At 35.3% G+C, this 17,905-nt stretch carries 15 protein-coding genes; 5 read left to right on the top strand and 10 right to left on the bottom strand.

From position 1 onward, the window contains the following. Positions 1 to 235: 235 nt before the first annotated feature. Together tldD and ACFIM8_RS02320 are read right to left on the bottom strand one after the other, a co-directional pair. Positions 236 to 1,654: a metalloprotease TldD gene (gene tldD / locus ACFIM8_RS02325; RefSeq protein WP_375606409.1), complete on the bottom strand. Its 1,419-nt coding sequence runs from the start codon at positions 1,652 to 1,654 to the stop codon at positions 236 to 238. A gap of 109 nt (positions 1,655 to 1,763) precedes the next feature. Further along, on the bottom strand, positions 1,764 to 2,303 hold the full coding sequence (locus tag ACFIM8_RS02320) for an invasion associated locus B family protein (RefSeq protein WP_375606408.1): 540 nt from the start codon (positions 2,301 to 2,303) through the stop codon (positions 1,764 to 1,766). 344 nt (positions 2,304 to 2,647) lie between these two features. Here ACFIM8_RS02320 and cyoE point away from each other — a divergent pair, with 344 nt between their 5' ends. From cyoE to rnhA, 4 genes are all read left to right on the top strand, one after another. After that, entirely contained in the window at positions 2,648 to 3,583 is a 936-nt protein-coding gene (gene cyoE / locus ACFIM8_RS02315; RefSeq protein WP_375614447.1) for a heme o synthase, read from the top strand. A gap of 171 nt (positions 3,584 to 3,754) precedes the next feature. After that, the gene (gene ispH, locus ACFIM8_RS02310) at positions 3,755 to 4,810 is read left to right on the top strand and encodes a 4-hydroxy-3-methylbut-2-enyl diphosphate reductase (protein WP_375606406.1); all 1,056 of its coding nucleotides are present in this window, start codon (positions 3,755 to 3,757) and stop codon (positions 4,808 to 4,810) included. After that, on the top strand, positions 4,810 to 5,769 hold the full coding sequence (locus ACFIM8_RS02305) for a homoserine kinase (protein ID WP_375609089.1): 960 nt from the start codon (positions 4,810 to 4,812) through the stop codon (positions 5,767 to 5,769). The genes ispH and ACFIM8_RS02305 overlap by 1 nt, the downstream gene beginning before the upstream one ends. Positions 5,770 to 5,774: 5 nt before the next feature. After that, complete coding sequence (gene rnhA / locus ACFIM8_RS02300; RefSeq protein WP_375606404.1) at positions 5,775 to 6,242, top strand: ribonuclease HI; 468 nt, start codon at positions 5,775 to 5,777, stop codon at positions 6,240 to 6,242. A gap of 27 nt (positions 6,243 to 6,269) precedes the next feature. Here the strand turns inward: rnhA and ACFIM8_RS02295 are convergent, their stop codons facing one another. Beyond that, entirely contained in the window at positions 6,270 to 7,148 is an 879-nt protein-coding gene (locus tag ACFIM8_RS02295) for a protein-disulfide reductase DsbD domain-containing protein (RefSeq protein WP_375614426.1), read from the bottom strand. A 71-nt stretch (positions 7,149 to 7,219) separates the two neighbouring features. On the opposite strand from ACFIM8_RS02295, the gene ACFIM8_RS02290 reads away from it, so the two are divergent. Further along, positions 7,220 to 7,804 (top strand): YqgE/AlgH family protein, encoded by a 585-nt coding sequence (locus ACFIM8_RS02290; protein WP_375614425.1) that lies wholly within the window; start codon positions 7,220 to 7,222, stop codon positions 7,802 to 7,804. Positions 7,805 to 7,846: 42 nt separating this feature from the next. Here the strand turns inward: ACFIM8_RS02290 and ACFIM8_RS02285 are convergent, their stop codons facing one another. From ACFIM8_RS02285 to ACFIM8_RS02255, 7 genes are all read right to left on the bottom strand, one after another. Further along, positions 7,847 to 10,732: an EAL domain-containing protein gene (locus ACFIM8_RS02285; protein WP_375614424.1), complete on the bottom strand. Its 2,886-nt coding sequence runs from the start codon at positions 10,730 to 10,732 to the stop codon at positions 7,847 to 7,849. A 398-nt stretch (positions 10,733 to 11,130) separates the two neighbouring features. After that, positions 11,131 to 12,405 (bottom strand): M16 family metallopeptidase, encoded by a 1,275-nt coding sequence (locus ACFIM8_RS02280; protein WP_375606400.1) that lies wholly within the window; start codon positions 12,403 to 12,405, stop codon positions 11,131 to 11,133. Positions 12,406 to 12,488: 83 nt separating this feature from the next. After that, positions 12,489 to 13,886, bottom strand: coding sequence for a threonine synthase (thrC, locus tag ACFIM8_RS02275; protein WP_375606399.1), 1,398 nt, complete (start codon positions 13,884 to 13,886; stop codon positions 12,489 to 12,491). 636 nt (positions 13,887 to 14,522) lie between these two features. After that, entirely contained in the window at positions 14,523 to 14,885 is a 363-nt protein-coding gene (locus ACFIM8_RS02270) for a hypothetical protein (RefSeq protein ID WP_375606398.1), read from the bottom strand. A 209-nt stretch (positions 14,886 to 15,094) separates the two neighbouring features. Next, entirely contained in the window at positions 15,095 to 15,460 is a 366-nt protein-coding gene (locus ACFIM8_RS02265; RefSeq protein ID WP_375614423.1) for a hypothetical protein, read from the bottom strand. A gap of 191 nt (positions 15,461 to 15,651) precedes the next feature. Then, positions 15,652 to 16,008, bottom strand: a complete 357-nt coding sequence (locus ACFIM8_RS02260; RefSeq protein ID WP_375606396.1) for a hypothetical protein — start codon at positions 16,006 to 16,008, stop codon at positions 15,652 to 15,654. A gap of 1,253 nt (positions 16,009 to 17,261) precedes the next feature. Continuing rightward, a complete protein-coding gene (locus tag ACFIM8_RS02255; RefSeq protein WP_375606395.1) occupies positions 17,262 to 17,483 on the bottom strand; it encodes a hypothetical protein in 222 nt (73 codons plus the stop codon). Positions 17,484 to 17,905 lie beyond the last annotated feature (422 nt).

Raw genomic sequence — 17,905 nt, 5'->3', positions numbered from 1 at the left:
GTTTTACTCCATGCATTTCCCCCCGCTTGTAACGTACAAACGAATAATCTTAATTGATTCAACAGACACAAATTTAAAATGAGAGAATCTTACGGTGTTCAAGGTTCTAATTTAAATATGAATAACGTTCAATTATCTTTATAAATCAATGTTTGTAGCAAAAATTCATCCTTCACAAGACCATCTTGATAAACGAGAAGGGGCAGTATTGAATATTGGGAAGGAATGAGCAAGCTTACTTCAACGCAGTTCCACCGATTGTCATATTATTAATTCGCAGATGAGGTTGTCCAACACCAACAGGAACGTTTTGTCCTGCTTTTCCGCACATACCAATACCATTATCCAGTTTACTATCATTTCCAATCATTGTGATACGTTTCATAGCATCCGGTCCATTTCCAATAAGAGTTGCGCCTTTAATTGGTGCACCAATTTTACCATTTTCTACTCGGTATGCTTCAGTACACTCAAAGACGAATTTTCCAGAAGTAATATCAACTTGTCCTCCACCAAATGAAACAGCATAGATACCACTTTTAAGTGAAGAAAGGATTTCTTCAGGTGTTTTATCTCCTCCTAGCATGATTGTATTGGTCATTCGTGGCATTGGTGCATAAGCATAAGATTCACGCCGTCCATTTCCAGTTGATTTACCTCCCATAAGCCGTGCATTAAGCCTGTCTTGCATAAAACCAACGAGTTTTCCATCTTCAATGAGAACATTATATCCTGAAGGCGTCCCCTCATCATCGACAGTGAGAGAGCCACGGCGTTGTGGAATTGTTCCATCATCAACAACTGTAACACCTTTTGCCGCAACTTGTTGTCCTAAAAGTCCAGCAAAAGCAGATGTTTTTTTGCGATTAAAGTCACCTTCCAAACCATGACCTACGGCTTCATGGAGCATAACGCCAGGCCATCCATTGGCTAAGACAACATCAAAAGATCCTGCAGGTGCTGCTTCTGCTTCTAAATTTGTTAAAGCCATACGTAAGGCTTCATCCGCGGCTTCTTTCCAATTGTCTTCACGAATAAATTGGTTAAATGCTTGTCGTCCCCCACATCCATAGAAACCATTTTCACGTCGATTGCCTTCAGCGGCGACCACAGATATAGAAAGTCGTACGAGTGGACGAATATCACGAACCAAATATCCATCTGCACGTAAAATTTCAACATGTTGTAGCGAGCCGGAAAGAGAAACAGTCACTTGATGTAATTTATCATTTTTCGCACGTAAATAGGCATCAATTTTTTGCAAAAGAGCACTTTTTTCTTCAAATGACGGAGCATCAAGGGGATTATGCGGTTGATAAAGTCTCTTGTTTGTTTGTTGAGGTGCTACACTATAAGGTCCAGCATGATTATTATAGGTAACAGCTTTAGCTGCTTCACAAGCACGCTTGAGTGCAGCAGCTGATAATTCATTAGAATGTGCATATCCGGTAGCTTCTCCAGCAACGACACGCAGACCAAACCCCATATCTTGATGGAAAGAGCCGTTTTTAAGCTGTCCATTATCAAATAAAAGAGCTTCGCTTTCTGTATACTCAAGGTAAAGTTCGCCATCATCCGCATGATGAAGCGTTTCCTGTACAAGAGACTGCACTTTAGAGGAAGCAATATCAAAATGATCAATCAGCGATTTCATAAGAATTATCCTATTTTTACGGGGGATGAGAAGATTTTTATTGATCTAAATTAAGGGGCTCTCAAAATATACGATGAGATTTTAATTGTCCAATGTGTGTCGATTTTATTCATGTTGGTAAGGTTGCATAGGCGTCGCTAAGACCCTGAAGGTCAACCAGACCTCCAATTCCTTGCTCTGGAGTTGTGAAGATAAAATAGGTTGCCATTTTTCCTTTTAAAAAGAGTTGTAATATGTCTTCTTTCAGAAAAGCTTCAGCAACACAATTATCACCAAGACAACGACGATATTCCATTCTTCCCATATCTTTATCGTCAATTTTAATGCCAACACCAGGACGTAACTCAACACGAATCGGAACAAAAACACGCATCAAAGCGCCTTGCTTTTGAGGAAGTTTATAAAAGGTAACGCGGAGGGTAATATCATGACGACCTTGTGTATGGACGTTTTGTACAACTTCACACTGCATATTAGGGGTACCTGGTGGTAGAGCACAAACCTTTGTCCATGCACCATAGGTTTGTGGAGCAGGGACATCTTGTGCATAGGGTGTTTGTGCAAATGCATGACTGATAAAACTACTATAAAGTGTGTAAAGAACAGCACCAATAAAAAAAGTTTTTTTGAGTAATTTATAAAGTATCACAGAAAATCCTATCCGACTCAACACCCAAAACCATGCATAGATTTACATAAAAAAATGAATTCCCCATAAAAAACCATAACACAAAATCAGTATTTACCCAAATATATTAATTCATATGATATATTTTTATGATACATTTGTAATGTGGAGAGAACGTTGATTGAAAAAATGTATTTTTATTGCCAATATTTCCATTTACTTTTAGGGGATACGTGCGAAAGAGATATTTCATATTTTCTCAAAAATACGATTGGTCTTAATTGGTCATTTCCATACGCTAGATAATATTTGTCAGATAATATTGGGTTTGTGAATGACAGAAATGGAAAAGAGCTTTGAGTGGAATGTCAGTTTCAGAAGAGTTATCGGTTGTGAATGGTAAATCAACGCCACCAAAATGCGGTATTGGTGATTACATCACATTATTAAAGCCACGTGTTATGTCTCTTGTGGTCTTTACGGCTCTGGTTGGTTTGCTTGTATCGCCTGTTCCTATCAATCCGTGGTATGGTTTTTTAGCAATTTTATGTATTGCTGCTGGTGGCGGTGGTGCGGGAGCACTGAACATGTGGTATGATGCTGACATTGATGCGGTGATGGAACGGACTAAAAAGCGTCCTATTCCCATGGGTAAAATCAGCTCTCAAAGGGCATTTATTTTTGGCATGGTTCTTTCTATGCTCTCGGTATTGGTTATGGGAAGCTTCATTAATTGGTTTGCGGCATTTTTTCTTGCATTTACGATTTTCTTTTATGTCGTTATCTATACAGTTTGGTTAAAGCGTATCACACCACAAAATATTGTTATTGGTGGTGCTTCTGGGGCTTTTCCACCAATGATTGGATGGGCCGTGACAACAGGGACAGTGAGTATTGATAGCTTTTTATTATTTTTAATCATTTTTATGTGGACCCCCCCTCACTTTTGGGCTCTTTCTTTATTTTCATCTCTTGATTATGAGGCTGCAGGTATCCCTATGATGCCTAATGTACGAGGTGAACATTCAACAAAAAAACAGATTTTATTTTATGCTATTTTGATGGCATTGTGTGCTGCTGCTCCTTGCTTTACTGGTCTTGGCGGAATTTTTTATGGTATTTTTTCAACAATTTTAAGCATTATCTTTATTTATTTTGCCTATCGTTTGTGGAAAGCTGATACACATAATGAAACTATTTTGATGGCAAAAAAACTATTTTTCTTTTCATTACTTTATTTGGCAGCTATCTTTGGGGTTCTTTTGATTGAATCTCTTGTTTGGTATTTTATCGCTCTTTAGGAGCGTGAAAATATAAAAAACAAATTTTAAAAGAGCTTTCCTACAAGAAGATACTATAAAGTATGTTTTTATGTAAAAGATGGTATTGCACGTTTTTTTGCATTGATTATTCGTGCATAAGGATAAGTTGTTTGATTATGATACTAAAGCTATAGAGATTAAGGATGATTTATGTCTGGACTTCCTCCTTTAACGATACGTCTTTGTGGTCCACGTGGATTTTGTGCAGGGGTTGATCGTGCTATCCAGATTGTTCTTCTTGCATTAAAAAAGTATGGTGTTCCAGTGTATGTTCGTCATGAAATTGTACATAACCGCTATGTGGTTGAGGGATTGCAGCAACGGGGCGCTGTTTTTGTTGAAGAACTTGATGAGATTCCAGAAGAATATCGCACTCAACCGGTTGTTTTTTCTGCCCATGGTGTACCAAAATCTGTATCAAAAGAAGCACAACGCTATAATTTGTTTTATCTTGATGCAACATGTCCGTTGGTCTCGAAAGTTCACAAGCAAGCGATACGGCATCAACGTCACGGTCGTCATGTTATATTGATTGGTCATGCTGGTCATCCTGAGGTGATAGGAACGATGGGACAGCTTGAAGAAGGGGCTGTGACGCTCATTGAAACGATAGAAGATGCTTTGCATTATCAACCAAGGGATCCAGATAAATTAGGATTTGTGACACAAACAACGCTTTCTGTTGAAGATACTGCAGGAATTATCGATATATTACAACAACGTTTTCCTACATTAGCAGCCCCAGCGGCTGAGTCAATTTGCTATGCGACAACGAATCGACAAGATGCGGTTAAAGCCGCGGCAAAAGGGAGTGATTTGTTTTTGATTGTTGGAGCACCAAATTCTTCTAATTCGCGACGTTTAGTCGAGGTTGCTGAAAAGTCTGGTGCGCGACAAGCTATTTTAGTTCAGCGCGCTGATGAAATTAATTTTGAAAACCTAAAAGCTCTTTCTGTTGTCAGTCTTTCAGCAGGGGCTTCCGCTCCTGAAATTATTATTGATGAAATTATTTCAGCATTTCGTGAGCGTTATGATGTCACAATAGAATTGGCTGAAACAGTGGTAGAAACGGAAAAGTTTTTAGTGAGTCGCGAATTACGTGATGTCATTTTAACCTCTCAAGATATGGCTTTTGTTAATGGTCAAGAAAATAGTACAAAAAATGAACATCAAGATACAGACATGTCTAAAATGAAAGCAGAATAATGGCCGTTTATACAGATATTCATCCAAATGATTTAAAAGCGTTTTTAACAGGTTACGCAATAGGGTCACTTTTGTCTTATCAAGGTATAGAGGAGGGGATTGAAAATTCTAATTTTATGTTAGAGACAACACAAGGACGATTTATTCTAACACTTTATGAAAAGCGTATTTCAAAAGATGATTTACCTTTTTTTTGTAGCTTAATGCAGCATTTAGGACAGCGTGGAATTCCTTGTCCTCAACCTGTTATTCAAAATGATGGCATGATGATCAGTGAACTAGCAGGTCGTCCTGCTGCTATTATTACTTTTCTGGAAGGAGAGTGGATCCGCCAGCCCAATATAGATCATTGTGGTGAAGTGGGGACGGGATTAGCACAATTGCATTTAGCAGGACAGGATTTTACACTCAGTCGTAAAAATACTCTTTCTGTTATGGATTGGCAGCTATTGTGGCAACGTTGTCAAACAAAAGAAGATGCATTATTAAAAGAATTTGGACAAAAAATTGAGTGGGAATTGGTTTTTTTACAAGAAAACTGGCCATTAAATTTACCAACAGGCATTATTCATGCGGATTTATTTAATGATAACGTCTTTTTTGTGAATCATCGTCTTTCTGGGATGATAGATTTCTATTTTGCTTGTAATGACTTTTTTGCTTATGATTTAGCGATCTGTTTAAATGCTTGGTGCTTTGAGCCTGATCATTCCTATAATCTTACCAAAGCACGTAAGTTATTGGAAAATTATCAAAAAATAAGACCATTGATCCCTTTAGAATTGGACAAGATGGTTTTATTAGCTCGTGGTGCATCTCTACGTTTCTTACTCACACGCCTTTATGATTGGTTTAATACACCGCCTCATAGCTTTGTTATTAAGAAAGATCCATGGGAATATTGGCACAAGCTTTGTTTTTTCAGTAATGTAAATTCGCTAAGTGAATTAGGTTTTTAAATTTTATGGCAACTCAACAAAAAGTCGTTGAAATTTATACAGATGGTGCTTGCTCAGGGAATCCTGGAATTGGAGGGTGGGGGGCAATTTTACGCTGGAATGGTCATGAACGCGAGCTTTATGGCGGTAAGGTCCATACGACAAACAATCAAATGGAACTCATGGCGGCAATTTGTGCATTAAAGGCGCTTAAAGAGCCCTGTTTGGTCAACCTTTATACAGACTCAGTTTATGTGCGTAATGGGATATCTAAGTGGATTGAGGGTTGGAAAAAGAATAATTGGCGCACCGCATCAAAAAATCCTGTTAAAAATATGGAGCTATGGCAAGCTCTTGAGGATGTTTGTTCTTGTCATACAGTCAGGTGGCACTGGGTAAAAGGGCATGCGGGACATCCAGAAAATGAACGCGCTGATGCACTTGCTCGCAAAGCAATTACGCAATATCGCAACAATGGACATTTTCCAGCATAATTGCTGTTTGAGAGCCTTTCTCTTTTATCACGGAGTTGTAAGAGAGGGGGGCTGCGTATGAAATATGAATGTTCCACTTAAGGCGTGATCTTTAAAAGAAACAGTGTAAAAAATTTTTTGGTTTATTTCTTTTGGTACGAAATAGATCGGAGCACTAAAGAGCGTATATTTCGCGTTATCACTGACTTTTTTTGCTGCTCCAATTTGCATTTCTCCTCCATCTAAAAAGAGAGAGGAAGGAGTTGTTTTGTCGTTATTTTTTATTTTTAGAAGAAGAGTATTGTTATTTTTTTCGGCGCTTATTTTGAGTGCATTCTGCATCATGCGAGGCAAAGAATCTTGGGCATTTTTTAAGAAGGAAAGGGGAAGATGCTTGTTTTTAAGAACAGATGGCGAAAAATCAAAGTTAATAGTCAATGGAAGACAGATTTTATTACATAGTCCGAGAGTGAAAGCCCCACTTAAATTTTTGCTTGAACTAGAAAGATTGAAGGGCAATGTCACTTTATCTTTATAGCCTAATGACCAATCATTTTCTGTTTCAAAAAGCTGTGGCGTCGGATAAAAGATTTCATAAGAAACTTGTTGATTGAAATTAAAAAATGGTGCCATGCCAGAATTACCTGGATTACGCCAGTAAGTTTTCCATCCTGGTTTAAGCACAATTTCAATAATACCTTCTCTTATTCCAGAAAGAGAAGGTTCAGTGATTGCTAATCGGATACGACCACCCTCTGATTCATACCAAGATGTTGCGAAAAGCTGGAGTTTTTGTTCTGTTTGAGCATTTACAGGAATGTTAAGTAATTTTAAAACTAAGAATGTTAAGCATAAAGTAACTAAAAGCTTTTTATAAAAGAAAGTTGCGATATTTTGTAAATTTGTAAATATGTGACTTTTTTTCATTGGAGTTTTATTTTCCTAGTGTACTAAATGAACAAACTTTTATCATGTAAATTATGGAGAATAGCAGATTAATGAAGCAGTGTAATGGCTTTTTGGATGGTCAATTACTCATAGCAATGCCTGGAATGAATGACAAACGCTTTATTCGTTCTGTTATTTATATTTGCGCGCATTCTGATGCTGGTGCGATGGGCATCATTCTCAATCAATTACATCATATTGATTTTCCAGAGCTTTTGCTTCACTTAGGAATCATAGACAGTGGCCAAAAAAAAAGTCTTTCTGAACCGATAAAAAATTTTCCAGTTCGCTATGGTGGTCCTGTTGATCCTTCGCGTGGTTTTGTCCTTCATTCAGATGATTATGCTTGTGAAGAAACTGTTTTTATTGCAGATAAGATCTGTTTTACTGCGACAATTGATATATTAAAAGCGATCAGTTGCGAACAAGGTCCGCAACATGCACTGGTCGCATTAGGCTATGCTGGATGGAAAGCGGGGCAACTTGAGGCAGAAATTTCTACAAATGGGTGGCTAATCAGTTCTACATCACCTAGTTTTCTTTTTGAAAGCGATTTAAGCTGCAAGTATGATAAAAGTTTAACACGCATGGGTATCGATCCAACTTATCTTGCTTCTGAAATGGGACACGCGTAGAGTTTTTTCTAAGCTTTTTAACTTTACACGTTATTTTATCCCTTATGTTTTTATTTTATAAGGGAAATGGCTCTGAACGAGCGTAATTAATTCTTCTATGGCAATCGGTTTCGTCACAAGTGTACTTTGAACATATTTACAACCTTCTTGACGGAGGAAGATTGCTTCTTTTTCATTTTCAACACCTTCTGCGATAATTTGCAAATTAAGATCTGTTGCCATATTAATGATAGACTTTAGAACAATTTTCTTCTTAAGAGAGTCGATTGAGATAAGTGAACGATCAAGTTTAACCATATCAAATGGATAACGTACGAGATAGGTCAGAGACGAATAACCTGTTCCAAAATTATCGAGTGCGAGATTCATTCCAAGTGTTTTAATTTGTTCAAGAAAGTGCGCTGATTGTTCAGGATTATTTCTTAAGACAAATTCAGATATTTCAATCATTAAGCGTCCTTTGTGGAGCGGATGCCGAAGCAAAGCGGCACGCAATTGACTGATAAAACGAGGATGAATCATTTCTGCGCTTGGTAAATTAATTGAAATAAAGAAAGATTGTTGGGAAAACTTTTCTTGTACATTTATAAGATCGATAATGGCATTATCAATGATAAATTGTGACAAATCCATAACAATTTGTTCATTTTCTACGATTTTTATGAAATCAGAGACATTTAAATTTCCATAAGTGGGATGATGCCATTCTACAATTGTTTCAAAACCAATAATATGTCCGTCTGATAAATTAAGAATAGGATGGTAGAGGATTTTCATCTCATTACGTTTTATTGCATAATGAACATCTTTCTCCAGAGTATTATGTTCGAGACCCAGAGTGCGAAAATTAGGACGAAAAGGTTCAATATGATTTCCCCCCATTTGTTTTGCGCGAATCATTGCTAATTCACTATCATTAAAAATATCTTTAGCAGTTGATCGACTTTCACTCCATGTAACCAATCCGATAGAGGTTGAAAGGATTATTTTATTTTCTGAAAGTGAAATAGGTGCTGAAATTGTTTTGTGCAAATGATCTGCAAATGCTGCAATTTTTTGTGGTTCTGTTTCACTGAGTAAAATAATTGCAAAGCGGTCTGCAGAAAGGCGCGATAAGGTATCTTGAAAATTAATGAGACGATTTAAACGACGTGCAATTATAAGAAGTACAGTATCCCCAACAGCGATACCTAATTTGCGATTAATTTGGCGAAAATTATCAAAATCAATCATAAAGACGGTTGGTCTAATTTTGATATTTGCTTTCGCTAAAGAGGTATAATTTTGTAGTCTATCAAAGAAAATTTGTTGGTTAGGAAGTCCGGTTAAGCTGTCGTGGATTGCATCATGCAATAAGCGTTCTTCGGATTTTTTATGGTTAGTAATATTGACAATGGTTCCAATGACACGAGTGATTTTTCCATCTTTTTGCATAGCCGGACGTGCACGAAGAGAAAACCAATGATAATAACCACCACCGGAAGAAAGCCTAAAAATTTGATCAATGCGTCCTTTTTTATTTTTAAGAATGATATCCAATACGGCTTGAAAGCGTTCACGATCATCATGGTGCAAGGCTGAAATCCAGTTGCGCATAGGTCCATTGAGGTTATGAATTTCAGTACCAAAAAGGGTTGCCATGTTTGGATGTACAACAATACGGTCACGCTCAATATTCCAATCCCAAATAATATTTCCAGCTCCCTTTGCTGCGAGTACTTGTTGTTCAAGGTCGGAAAATATTCCTTCATGGAAAGCGTCATTAGAAAAAGTTTGTTGCAGGACAGTAAAGCTAATGAGAAGAACAATGAGCACTAATCCCCCCGCTAATGCTGGCTGAATAATATCATTGTTTAAATGTCCAGCTATGCAGGCATAGGCTCCAACACACCAAAAGCTAATGAGCAACCATGTTGGAATAAGCATAATGGCGCGGTCATAGCTTCTGATTGAGAAATAGATGATTAATATTATACCAAGCACAGCGGTAAGGCCAAAAGACAAACGCGCAATTCCAGCGGCTCTGATGGGATCATAAATAGCAAAGGCTCCTAGACTGCAAAAGGCAATGGTCCAAGCGATAGCCCCGTAACTAAAATGATAATGCCAGCGGTTAAGGCTGAGATAGGTAAAAAGAAAAATGAAGAGTGTAGCAGTAAGTGCTACTTCTGTACCAGCACGCCAGATTGGTTGGGTTGTGAGTGTAACAGCAAAGAATTTATTTAAAAAATTGAAGTCAATACCAATATAAAAAAGCACTGCCCAAGCAACAGCAGCTGTTGCAGGAAACAGCCCTGTTCCACGGACGACGAAGAGAACAGTTAACAAAAGCGCTAAAAGACCTGATATCCCAAGAAGAATACCGTGATAAAGCGTATAAGAATTAATTGCATCTTTATAAGCTTCAGGTTGCCATAAATAGATTTGCGGTAGATTTGCAGAGTTAAGTTCGGCTACAAATGTAACAACAGCACCAGGATTAAGGGTAATACGAAAGATATCAGAGTTTCCACTCGGTTGACGATCGAGAGAAAAACCTTCACTTGGCGTTATGGATTGAATCCTTGTTGACCCAAGGTCTGGCCAAAAAAATCCAGAACGTGCCATGCGGTAATGGGGGGCAACGATGAGACGATCAACTTGTTCATCTGTTGGATTTGCAAGAGAAAAAACGGCCCAATTTCCGGAAAATTTTTCATTTTTTGCCTGCACTTCAATACGCCATACAATACCATCTGGTCCTGGTGCTGTACTTGTTTGAAAAATAGAATTGTTTGTATGGTGAATTTCAATTGCTTTTGAGAGATCAAGAGCAGCATCCTGAGAAGAAATTTTAACTGGTTCAATTGCTTGTGCTGATGTAAGATGGACAAAAGAACTAACGACTACAATGAAAATGATGTCAATTATTTTACGCAAACTCTTCACAATGTCCCACTCTCAATATTTTAGGATGTTTAATTTTCATTTCGATTTTTGAGAAAAAACGTCCACCTTTTATAATTTATTTACATAATAAATTGTTATCACTTTTTCTTAAGTTATGTGATTTTATATACAAATAGACCACATACCCATCTGCTTCAATGGAACCTGAAGCGAATGAAGTTTTATATTTTAAAAGGGCAAAGTTAAACCATGAATTTCCATATTTCACGGATATATCTTTACTGATTAGAATCTTTATCACATGAAGTATGAATTGGGTAGTTTTGTACACCTCTTTGCCCAATATTTCCAAAACTTATTTAATGAGGAGAGCTTTTGTGGTAAATTTTATGATAAAATATGTGATGTTATTGTGATGCTGCTTTGAAAAGAAGTTTTTACTTTAGCTTGTATGAAAGAGTTGACGTTAAATCATCAAAATTTATGAGGGGGCCTACAGGTCCGACAGCAGTTAGTGTTGGAGTGGAGTTTGTAAAAAGACGATGTGCTAAATCAGTTAATCTTTTAGGAGTGATGAGATTGAGGCGTTCAATTGTTTCCGATATTGGAATTGGTCGACCATAAAGGAGTATTTGGCGAGCAATGAGATGTGCTTGACTAGAGGGATTTTCCTGTGACATTGTCAGATTTGCACGATATTGCGTTTGTGCTCGTTGCAGTTCGTTGGCGTGAATATTTTTGCTGACCTTGGAAAGTTCATCAAGAATCACAGGAATAAGTTCTTTGAGCCCTTCTTGTCCGGTAGCTGCGTGAACACCAAAAAGCCCAGTATCTGAAAATCCCCAATGAAAAGCATAAATAGAATAGCATAATCCACGTTTCTCTCTTACCTCTTGAAAAAGACGTGAAGACATACCACCACCAAGAATGATTGAAAGAATTTGAGCCGCATAAAAATCACGCGCGTGATAAGCACGCCCTTCAAACCCTAGAACAACTTGTGTATCCATTAAATCGCGATATTCACGAAAGTCGCCACCGACATAATTTGCAAGATTAGTAAGAGGTGCGGTTGAATGGGAGCGAAAAGTACCAAGACGACTTTCAACTTCTCGCAAGAAACTTTCGTGCTTTACAGCTCCTGCAGCAACGACAATCATACGATCTGCACTATATTGTTTATTGATGAAATCATGGAGATCAGTAGATGTAAATGATTGAATAGTTTTAGCTGTTCCTAAAATAGAGCGTCCAAGGGATTGATGACGAAAGGCTGTTTCTGTAAAGTGATCAAAAACAATATCATCAGGAGTGTCATGGGCAGCACCAATTTCCTGAAAGATTACTTGTTTTTCTCGTTCTAGTTCATTGTCGTCAAATTTTGAATGCATTAAAATATCGGCTAAAATGTCTATAGCAAGTGGGATATCGCTTTTAAGTACACGTGCAAAGTAAGCTGTTGTTTCAATACTGGTTGTAGCATTGATTTCACCGCCAACATCTTCAATATCGGTTGCAATTTGAAAAGCAGTACGGTTTTCGGTTCCTTTAAAAGCCATATGTTCAAGAAGATGAGCAATACCATGCTGTGTGGAGGTTTCATTGCGTGAGCCCACTTTAACCCATATTCCGAGGGCAACACTATCAATTTGTTGCATTGTATGTGTGGCGATAGTCAAACCATTATTTAGGCGACAGATATCTACATCCATGTATTTACAACTCCATTAAATAAGCTAAATACCTCATTGTAAGGGTATCAGAATCTTCTTGATTTAAATTAATGCAGCTAACTTTAATAAGATGCACGCGATTTTAAAGAAATATAATCTTTTACTATTTTTTCATCATTAGCAAGATTTATAAAATGTTCTTCGTGTTTCATTACATCATTGAGATGAGATGGCCATGGAGCATGAAGGCCACAAGCGCTTTTAATAGTATCAGGAAATTTAGCTGGATGAGCCGTGGCAAGAACGATCATTGGAATATGCGGTTTTTTGTTTTCACGCGCTACTTGAAGAGCGACCGCTGTATGTGGATCAACAAGATAGCCACTTTCCTTATAGACACTATCAATTTTTTGAGCTGTTGCAGCCATGTTGCTTTTCCCAGCGGAAAATAGGGAACGAATATTTTTGAGTTGCTTTTCATCAAGAGTAAAGAGACCCGTTTTTTTCAAGTTTTCCATTGCATTGCGAATCCACATTGGATCACGATTGCCACTTTCAAAGAGCAAACGTTCAAAATTAGAAGAGACCTGAATATCCATAGAAGGTGATGTTGTATGGACTATTGGTTTTGTTTCGTAAGTACCACTGGTCAATGTACGTACAAGGATGTCGTTATCATTCGTTGCGATGACCAGTTGAGCAATGGGTAATCCCATACGGGCTGCGACATAACCTGCAAAAATATCACCAAAATTTCCAGTAGGAACAGTAAATGAAACAGCTCTATCAGGTGCTCCTAAGGAAAGAGCTGATGAAAAATAGTAAACAATTTGCGCCATGATACGCGCCCAATTTATAGAATTAACACCTGAAAGCGCTGTTTTTTTACGAAAATTATGATCATTAAACATTGCTTTGACAAGAGCTTGGCAATCATCAAAATTTCCTTCAATGGCAATGGCATGAACATTGGAACATTGATTGGTTGTCATTTGCCGTTGTTGAACAGGTGATACACGTCCTTTAGGAAATAAAATAAAAATATCTGAGTGCTCTTTTCCAGCAAAAGCTTGTATCGCAGCTCCTCCTGTATCACCTGATGTTGCAGCAATAATCGTTGCACATCTATTTTTTTCAGTCAAAACATAATCCATCAGTCGAGAAAGAAACTGCATTGCGACATCTTTAAAAGCTAAAGTAGGACCATGAAAGAGTTCAAGGATAAATTCATCTGCTCCAGTTTGTCGTAACGGACAGATTGCTGGATGGTGAAAGGTTGCATAAGATTCAGCGATCATATTTTCAAAAGCTGTATATTCGATTTCGTTATTCACAAAGGGCCACAGGATAGTTTTAGCAATTGTTGTATAGGACTGACCACGAAGTGCTCGTAACGCATCAAATGATAGCTGAGGAAATTTATCTGGCAAATAAAGTCCCCCATCACTTGCCAACCCTGTCATGATTGTTTCCGTAAAGCTTAAAGCAGGAGCTTCACCTCTCGTGCTGATATATTCCATAAGTCTTATCCTTTTTTTATTTCTGGCAAATTGGTGAAGTTATTTATTTCACGTTTTTCATAATATTTAAATTATTAAATGGATAGAGCTTCTTTTCTTCTTTTTAACTCAATAATGAAAGGAAATAGCCTTAAGCATTTTTATTTTTGAGATATAAACGCCAAATGTTCACAGAAAATCTTTTACAGTCGAAAATTTTCTCTCTATTATTCATTCACTTAAATTTTACAACGTATCTTCACTTGTGCACCTTCTTAAATAATACAATTAAATAGATAGAATGGCATTTACTGAAGAACTTTTGTATAAAACTCAATCATTTATAGTTATTTTATGCTCTTAATACTTTGTAACAATTAAATCTGCTGAACTGAATGTTAAAATGATACATCTCAGAATTCACATTGGAAGATTTATAAGGTAATTTTATGGCATTTCGTGCACAAATCATACTTTGAATAATCTTTTTTAGCTTAACTTATCACTTTGTATAATAATAGATATTATATTTGTGCTATACAGTATGGTAACCTAAAGTTTATCCATAGAAAACATACAACAGCCTGCTAAATGATGGGAAGCAGGCTGTAAAGTGTTTTCATTTTAAATAGAAAAAAATAACTAAGTATCTTTGAATTATTTGCCTTTAATTTTTCCTATTGCCCATCCGATTATCCCGCTAAATATGGCCATAACAGATCCAGTTAAGAATCCAAAACCCAAAGCTCCTACTGTAGAAAAAACTCCTAGCGTAATTGGTTCAAACACTTTCTCAAATTTTCCTTCAAAGGCAGATTCACTTTTTGCTCTATGAGTGAAACTTGGGACATAAAGAGCAGCTATATCGATAGTTTTTTTCTTTCCTTGTTCTATTAGAGAGACAGTTTCCCATTGAGTATCATTTTTCAAATGATTGGCATGAACATTTATAACTTGTGAAAGCAAAAAAGCAACTGCTATAAAAATATTTAATACGTAAGTTTTCAATACTTTAATCATAGTTTACCACCAATACTTTTATTTTAATCTGAATTGAATAGATGCATCGGCAGAATTAGTGCACATTGAGAGAAACAGAAGCATTTAAAGCTTTTTTCACTCTTATTGTGATAATTCATTAGTTTTTATCATCAACAATGGATAAACACAGAATGTGTTAATAGTTTATATTTCATATGAGAAGGTCTTAATCTGATGAAATTTCAATTTTAACGAGATTTAAAATAGGATATTATTTTGCTGATTATCCATCCTAAAAACATACCTACCGTACTTGATACATAACCAAGAGCCATCCCAATACCAAAAGTCCCGAGTGTAAGAGGTTCAACGACTTTTTCAAATTTTCCTTCGATGGTAATTTCATTTTTCATACCACGATTTAGATTTTGTGTATAGAGAAAAACCGTACTGATTGCATCCTTTCTGTTTTGTTCTGTTAAAGAAATAAAACTATTCTCACGATGAATATTGTTTTGCAAGTAGTTGGCATGTACACTTACAGTCTGTGAAATGTAAAAAACAGATATCATAGAAATAATTAACATATGATTGTTAAAAAATTTAATCATCATTTACCTCAAATACTTTATAGTATTCAATATATATATGTGTGTATATAAATTTATAATTTGGATTTTTGGATGTAATTTACATAATTTATAGTTATAATAAGAGAAATAGAAGCTTCATTATGTAATAAATTTATAATAATTAATAATAAAATAATGAAGCTATATATTCTATATTTCTACAATATATTGAATTACTTGAACATCAATACTATATCATTTATCCAATTTATTATCGATCCTATAAAACTTATTGCATATCCAGCGTACAATAGTCCCTCTCTTACAGTCATAGGCTCAAAGACCTTTTCAAATTTTTCTTCACCTATTGTTCCATGTTCTGTTTGATAATTTACAGACGGAACATAGAAAGCAGTCGTAGAAACTACATCGGATTTCGCATATTTTACTTGTTCCATTGGGAAAACAGAAAATTCCTCTTTTGGAGTATCATTTTTCAAATAGTTTGCATTAACATTTACAGTTTGTGAAATAAAAAAAGTGCTCGCTATAAAAATGCTTAATATATAATTTTTAAATACTTTTACCATAACTTTACCTCAAATATTTTTAAATTATATATGTAAGAAATATACATATATGTTTATTTATATCACACATATATAGTTCAATATGTATTTTTAGTCAATAATAAAAACACATATAAAAATATAAATATAATTTTTTATAAACATTATTGTAAAAAAGTAACAGTAATAATTACAAAAAATATTTTAAAAAAACTTTATGAAATATTTTATTATGTGTTATATATAAAATAACACGTTGTTATCGTATAATTTTTATAAAATGAGATTAATATTATTTTATAAATACATTTATCGATAATAAAATGATCAAAATTTTTACATATTAAATATATAAAAAATTATTTATTATCGATAATATAATAAAAAACATGAAAATTATGATATGTTTATATAAATATTCTTAACAATTAAAATATGAATGGACACGCTAAAATTTTATTATTTATAGTAGTTATTATAGATAGTCATTATTGTAGAATTTGTGTTATATAGATATTATTTAAGTTATTATTCAATGGTTATTTAATTGCATCGTGATAGCATAATGATACTTCACTATTAATTATATACATTTATGTTATAGATACTAAAAAATGTACAGTTCTCTCATAGTGTAAAGTAGAGCTCGAATTGGATAGAGATAAATGATATTATCTTTTTATCGCCAATGTGAACAGCATATTACTATGATGCAAAGCAGTGTATAGAAGAATCTAATTTAGACATATTTATGAGTGCCGAAAGATCAGTATTAGATAATATTTTTCAACACTTTCTTCTTTCCAAACAGAAAAGCCGCTTTAAGAAAAACACCCTTTCTAATATTTTTAGAAAGGGTGTTTTTCTTAAAGTTGGATTACTTTTAAAAAGATCTGATTTCATTGCTTATTTAAAAAGTCTATTAAGTGCTTTCGGAAAATTTTAAGCAACTATTGGTATCTCTGTAGGTTGTTTAACATGATTATATGTTTCATATTTATGTGTTTTTTTAAAGAAACCGTTCTCAAGGTACTCAAGCCTATTGTGCAATGATAGATATGATGATAAAGCCCCATAATATAAAACTCTTAGGGCATCAGAGTTTTTGGCGTTTATAAAGAAGAAAGATGGCATCGCCATACACTTTGCTCGCTCCTAATGTTGCTACATTTTTGCATTTTGCTTAATTTGAATAATGATTAATTATTGATTATAAATCAATACGTTGTCTGTAAATTACTTGGTATGAAATGTTTTTTATAAAATGCAAATCTTTATAAGAATGTATTCTTTTTGTTTTTTGTAATCTTAGGGAGGTTGTGCCGATTGATGCTGTTAAAATACTGTTTAAGCAGCAAAGTAAATAAGCCTTCAACAAGTTTGCGAGATTTGGATTGAGCAAATATAAGCCCGTGTAATTTAACAAGAATACTTTTGTTTTTTTCAATAAACTCTTGTGTTCCATAGGTTCTGCGAATTTTAATATTTTTTTCCATGATCAATACGCACATCCCTTACAATTTTACCATAGTGTGTTTTTTTTGATCAGATAAAAGAGGTTAGCAATTTTCACATCTTATCGGTAGGGAGTTGTGATATTCCTTTTTTGACAAATCTCATAATTTATCAGGATGAGCTGCTGTGGTTGGGACTGGGATATCGGATTTGAGATAGATAAGCAGGGCTTAATTTTTATGAGTTTGCACCCCTGTTTTTTGCTTTTTTTAAAAGCACGTGCAATGGTTAACAGACTTATGATCTCAATGAGGTGCTATATTTTTTTCACATTGAGATGCAATTCACCCATGTCGTGAATTACGCATTTATTGAAGTTATTATAAAAGGAGCAGCGAGAAGAGAAGGACATTTGAATAAAAGTGCTTCTTACAAGAGTTTACAAACTGATATATTCAAGAGA

The organism is Bartonella sp. AC535YNZD (assembly GCF_042196625.1).
Taxonomy (GTDB): Bacteria; Pseudomonadota; Alphaproteobacteria; order Rhizobiales; family Rhizobiaceae; genus Bartonella.
This window is presented reverse-complemented; position numbering and strand designations above follow the sequence as displayed.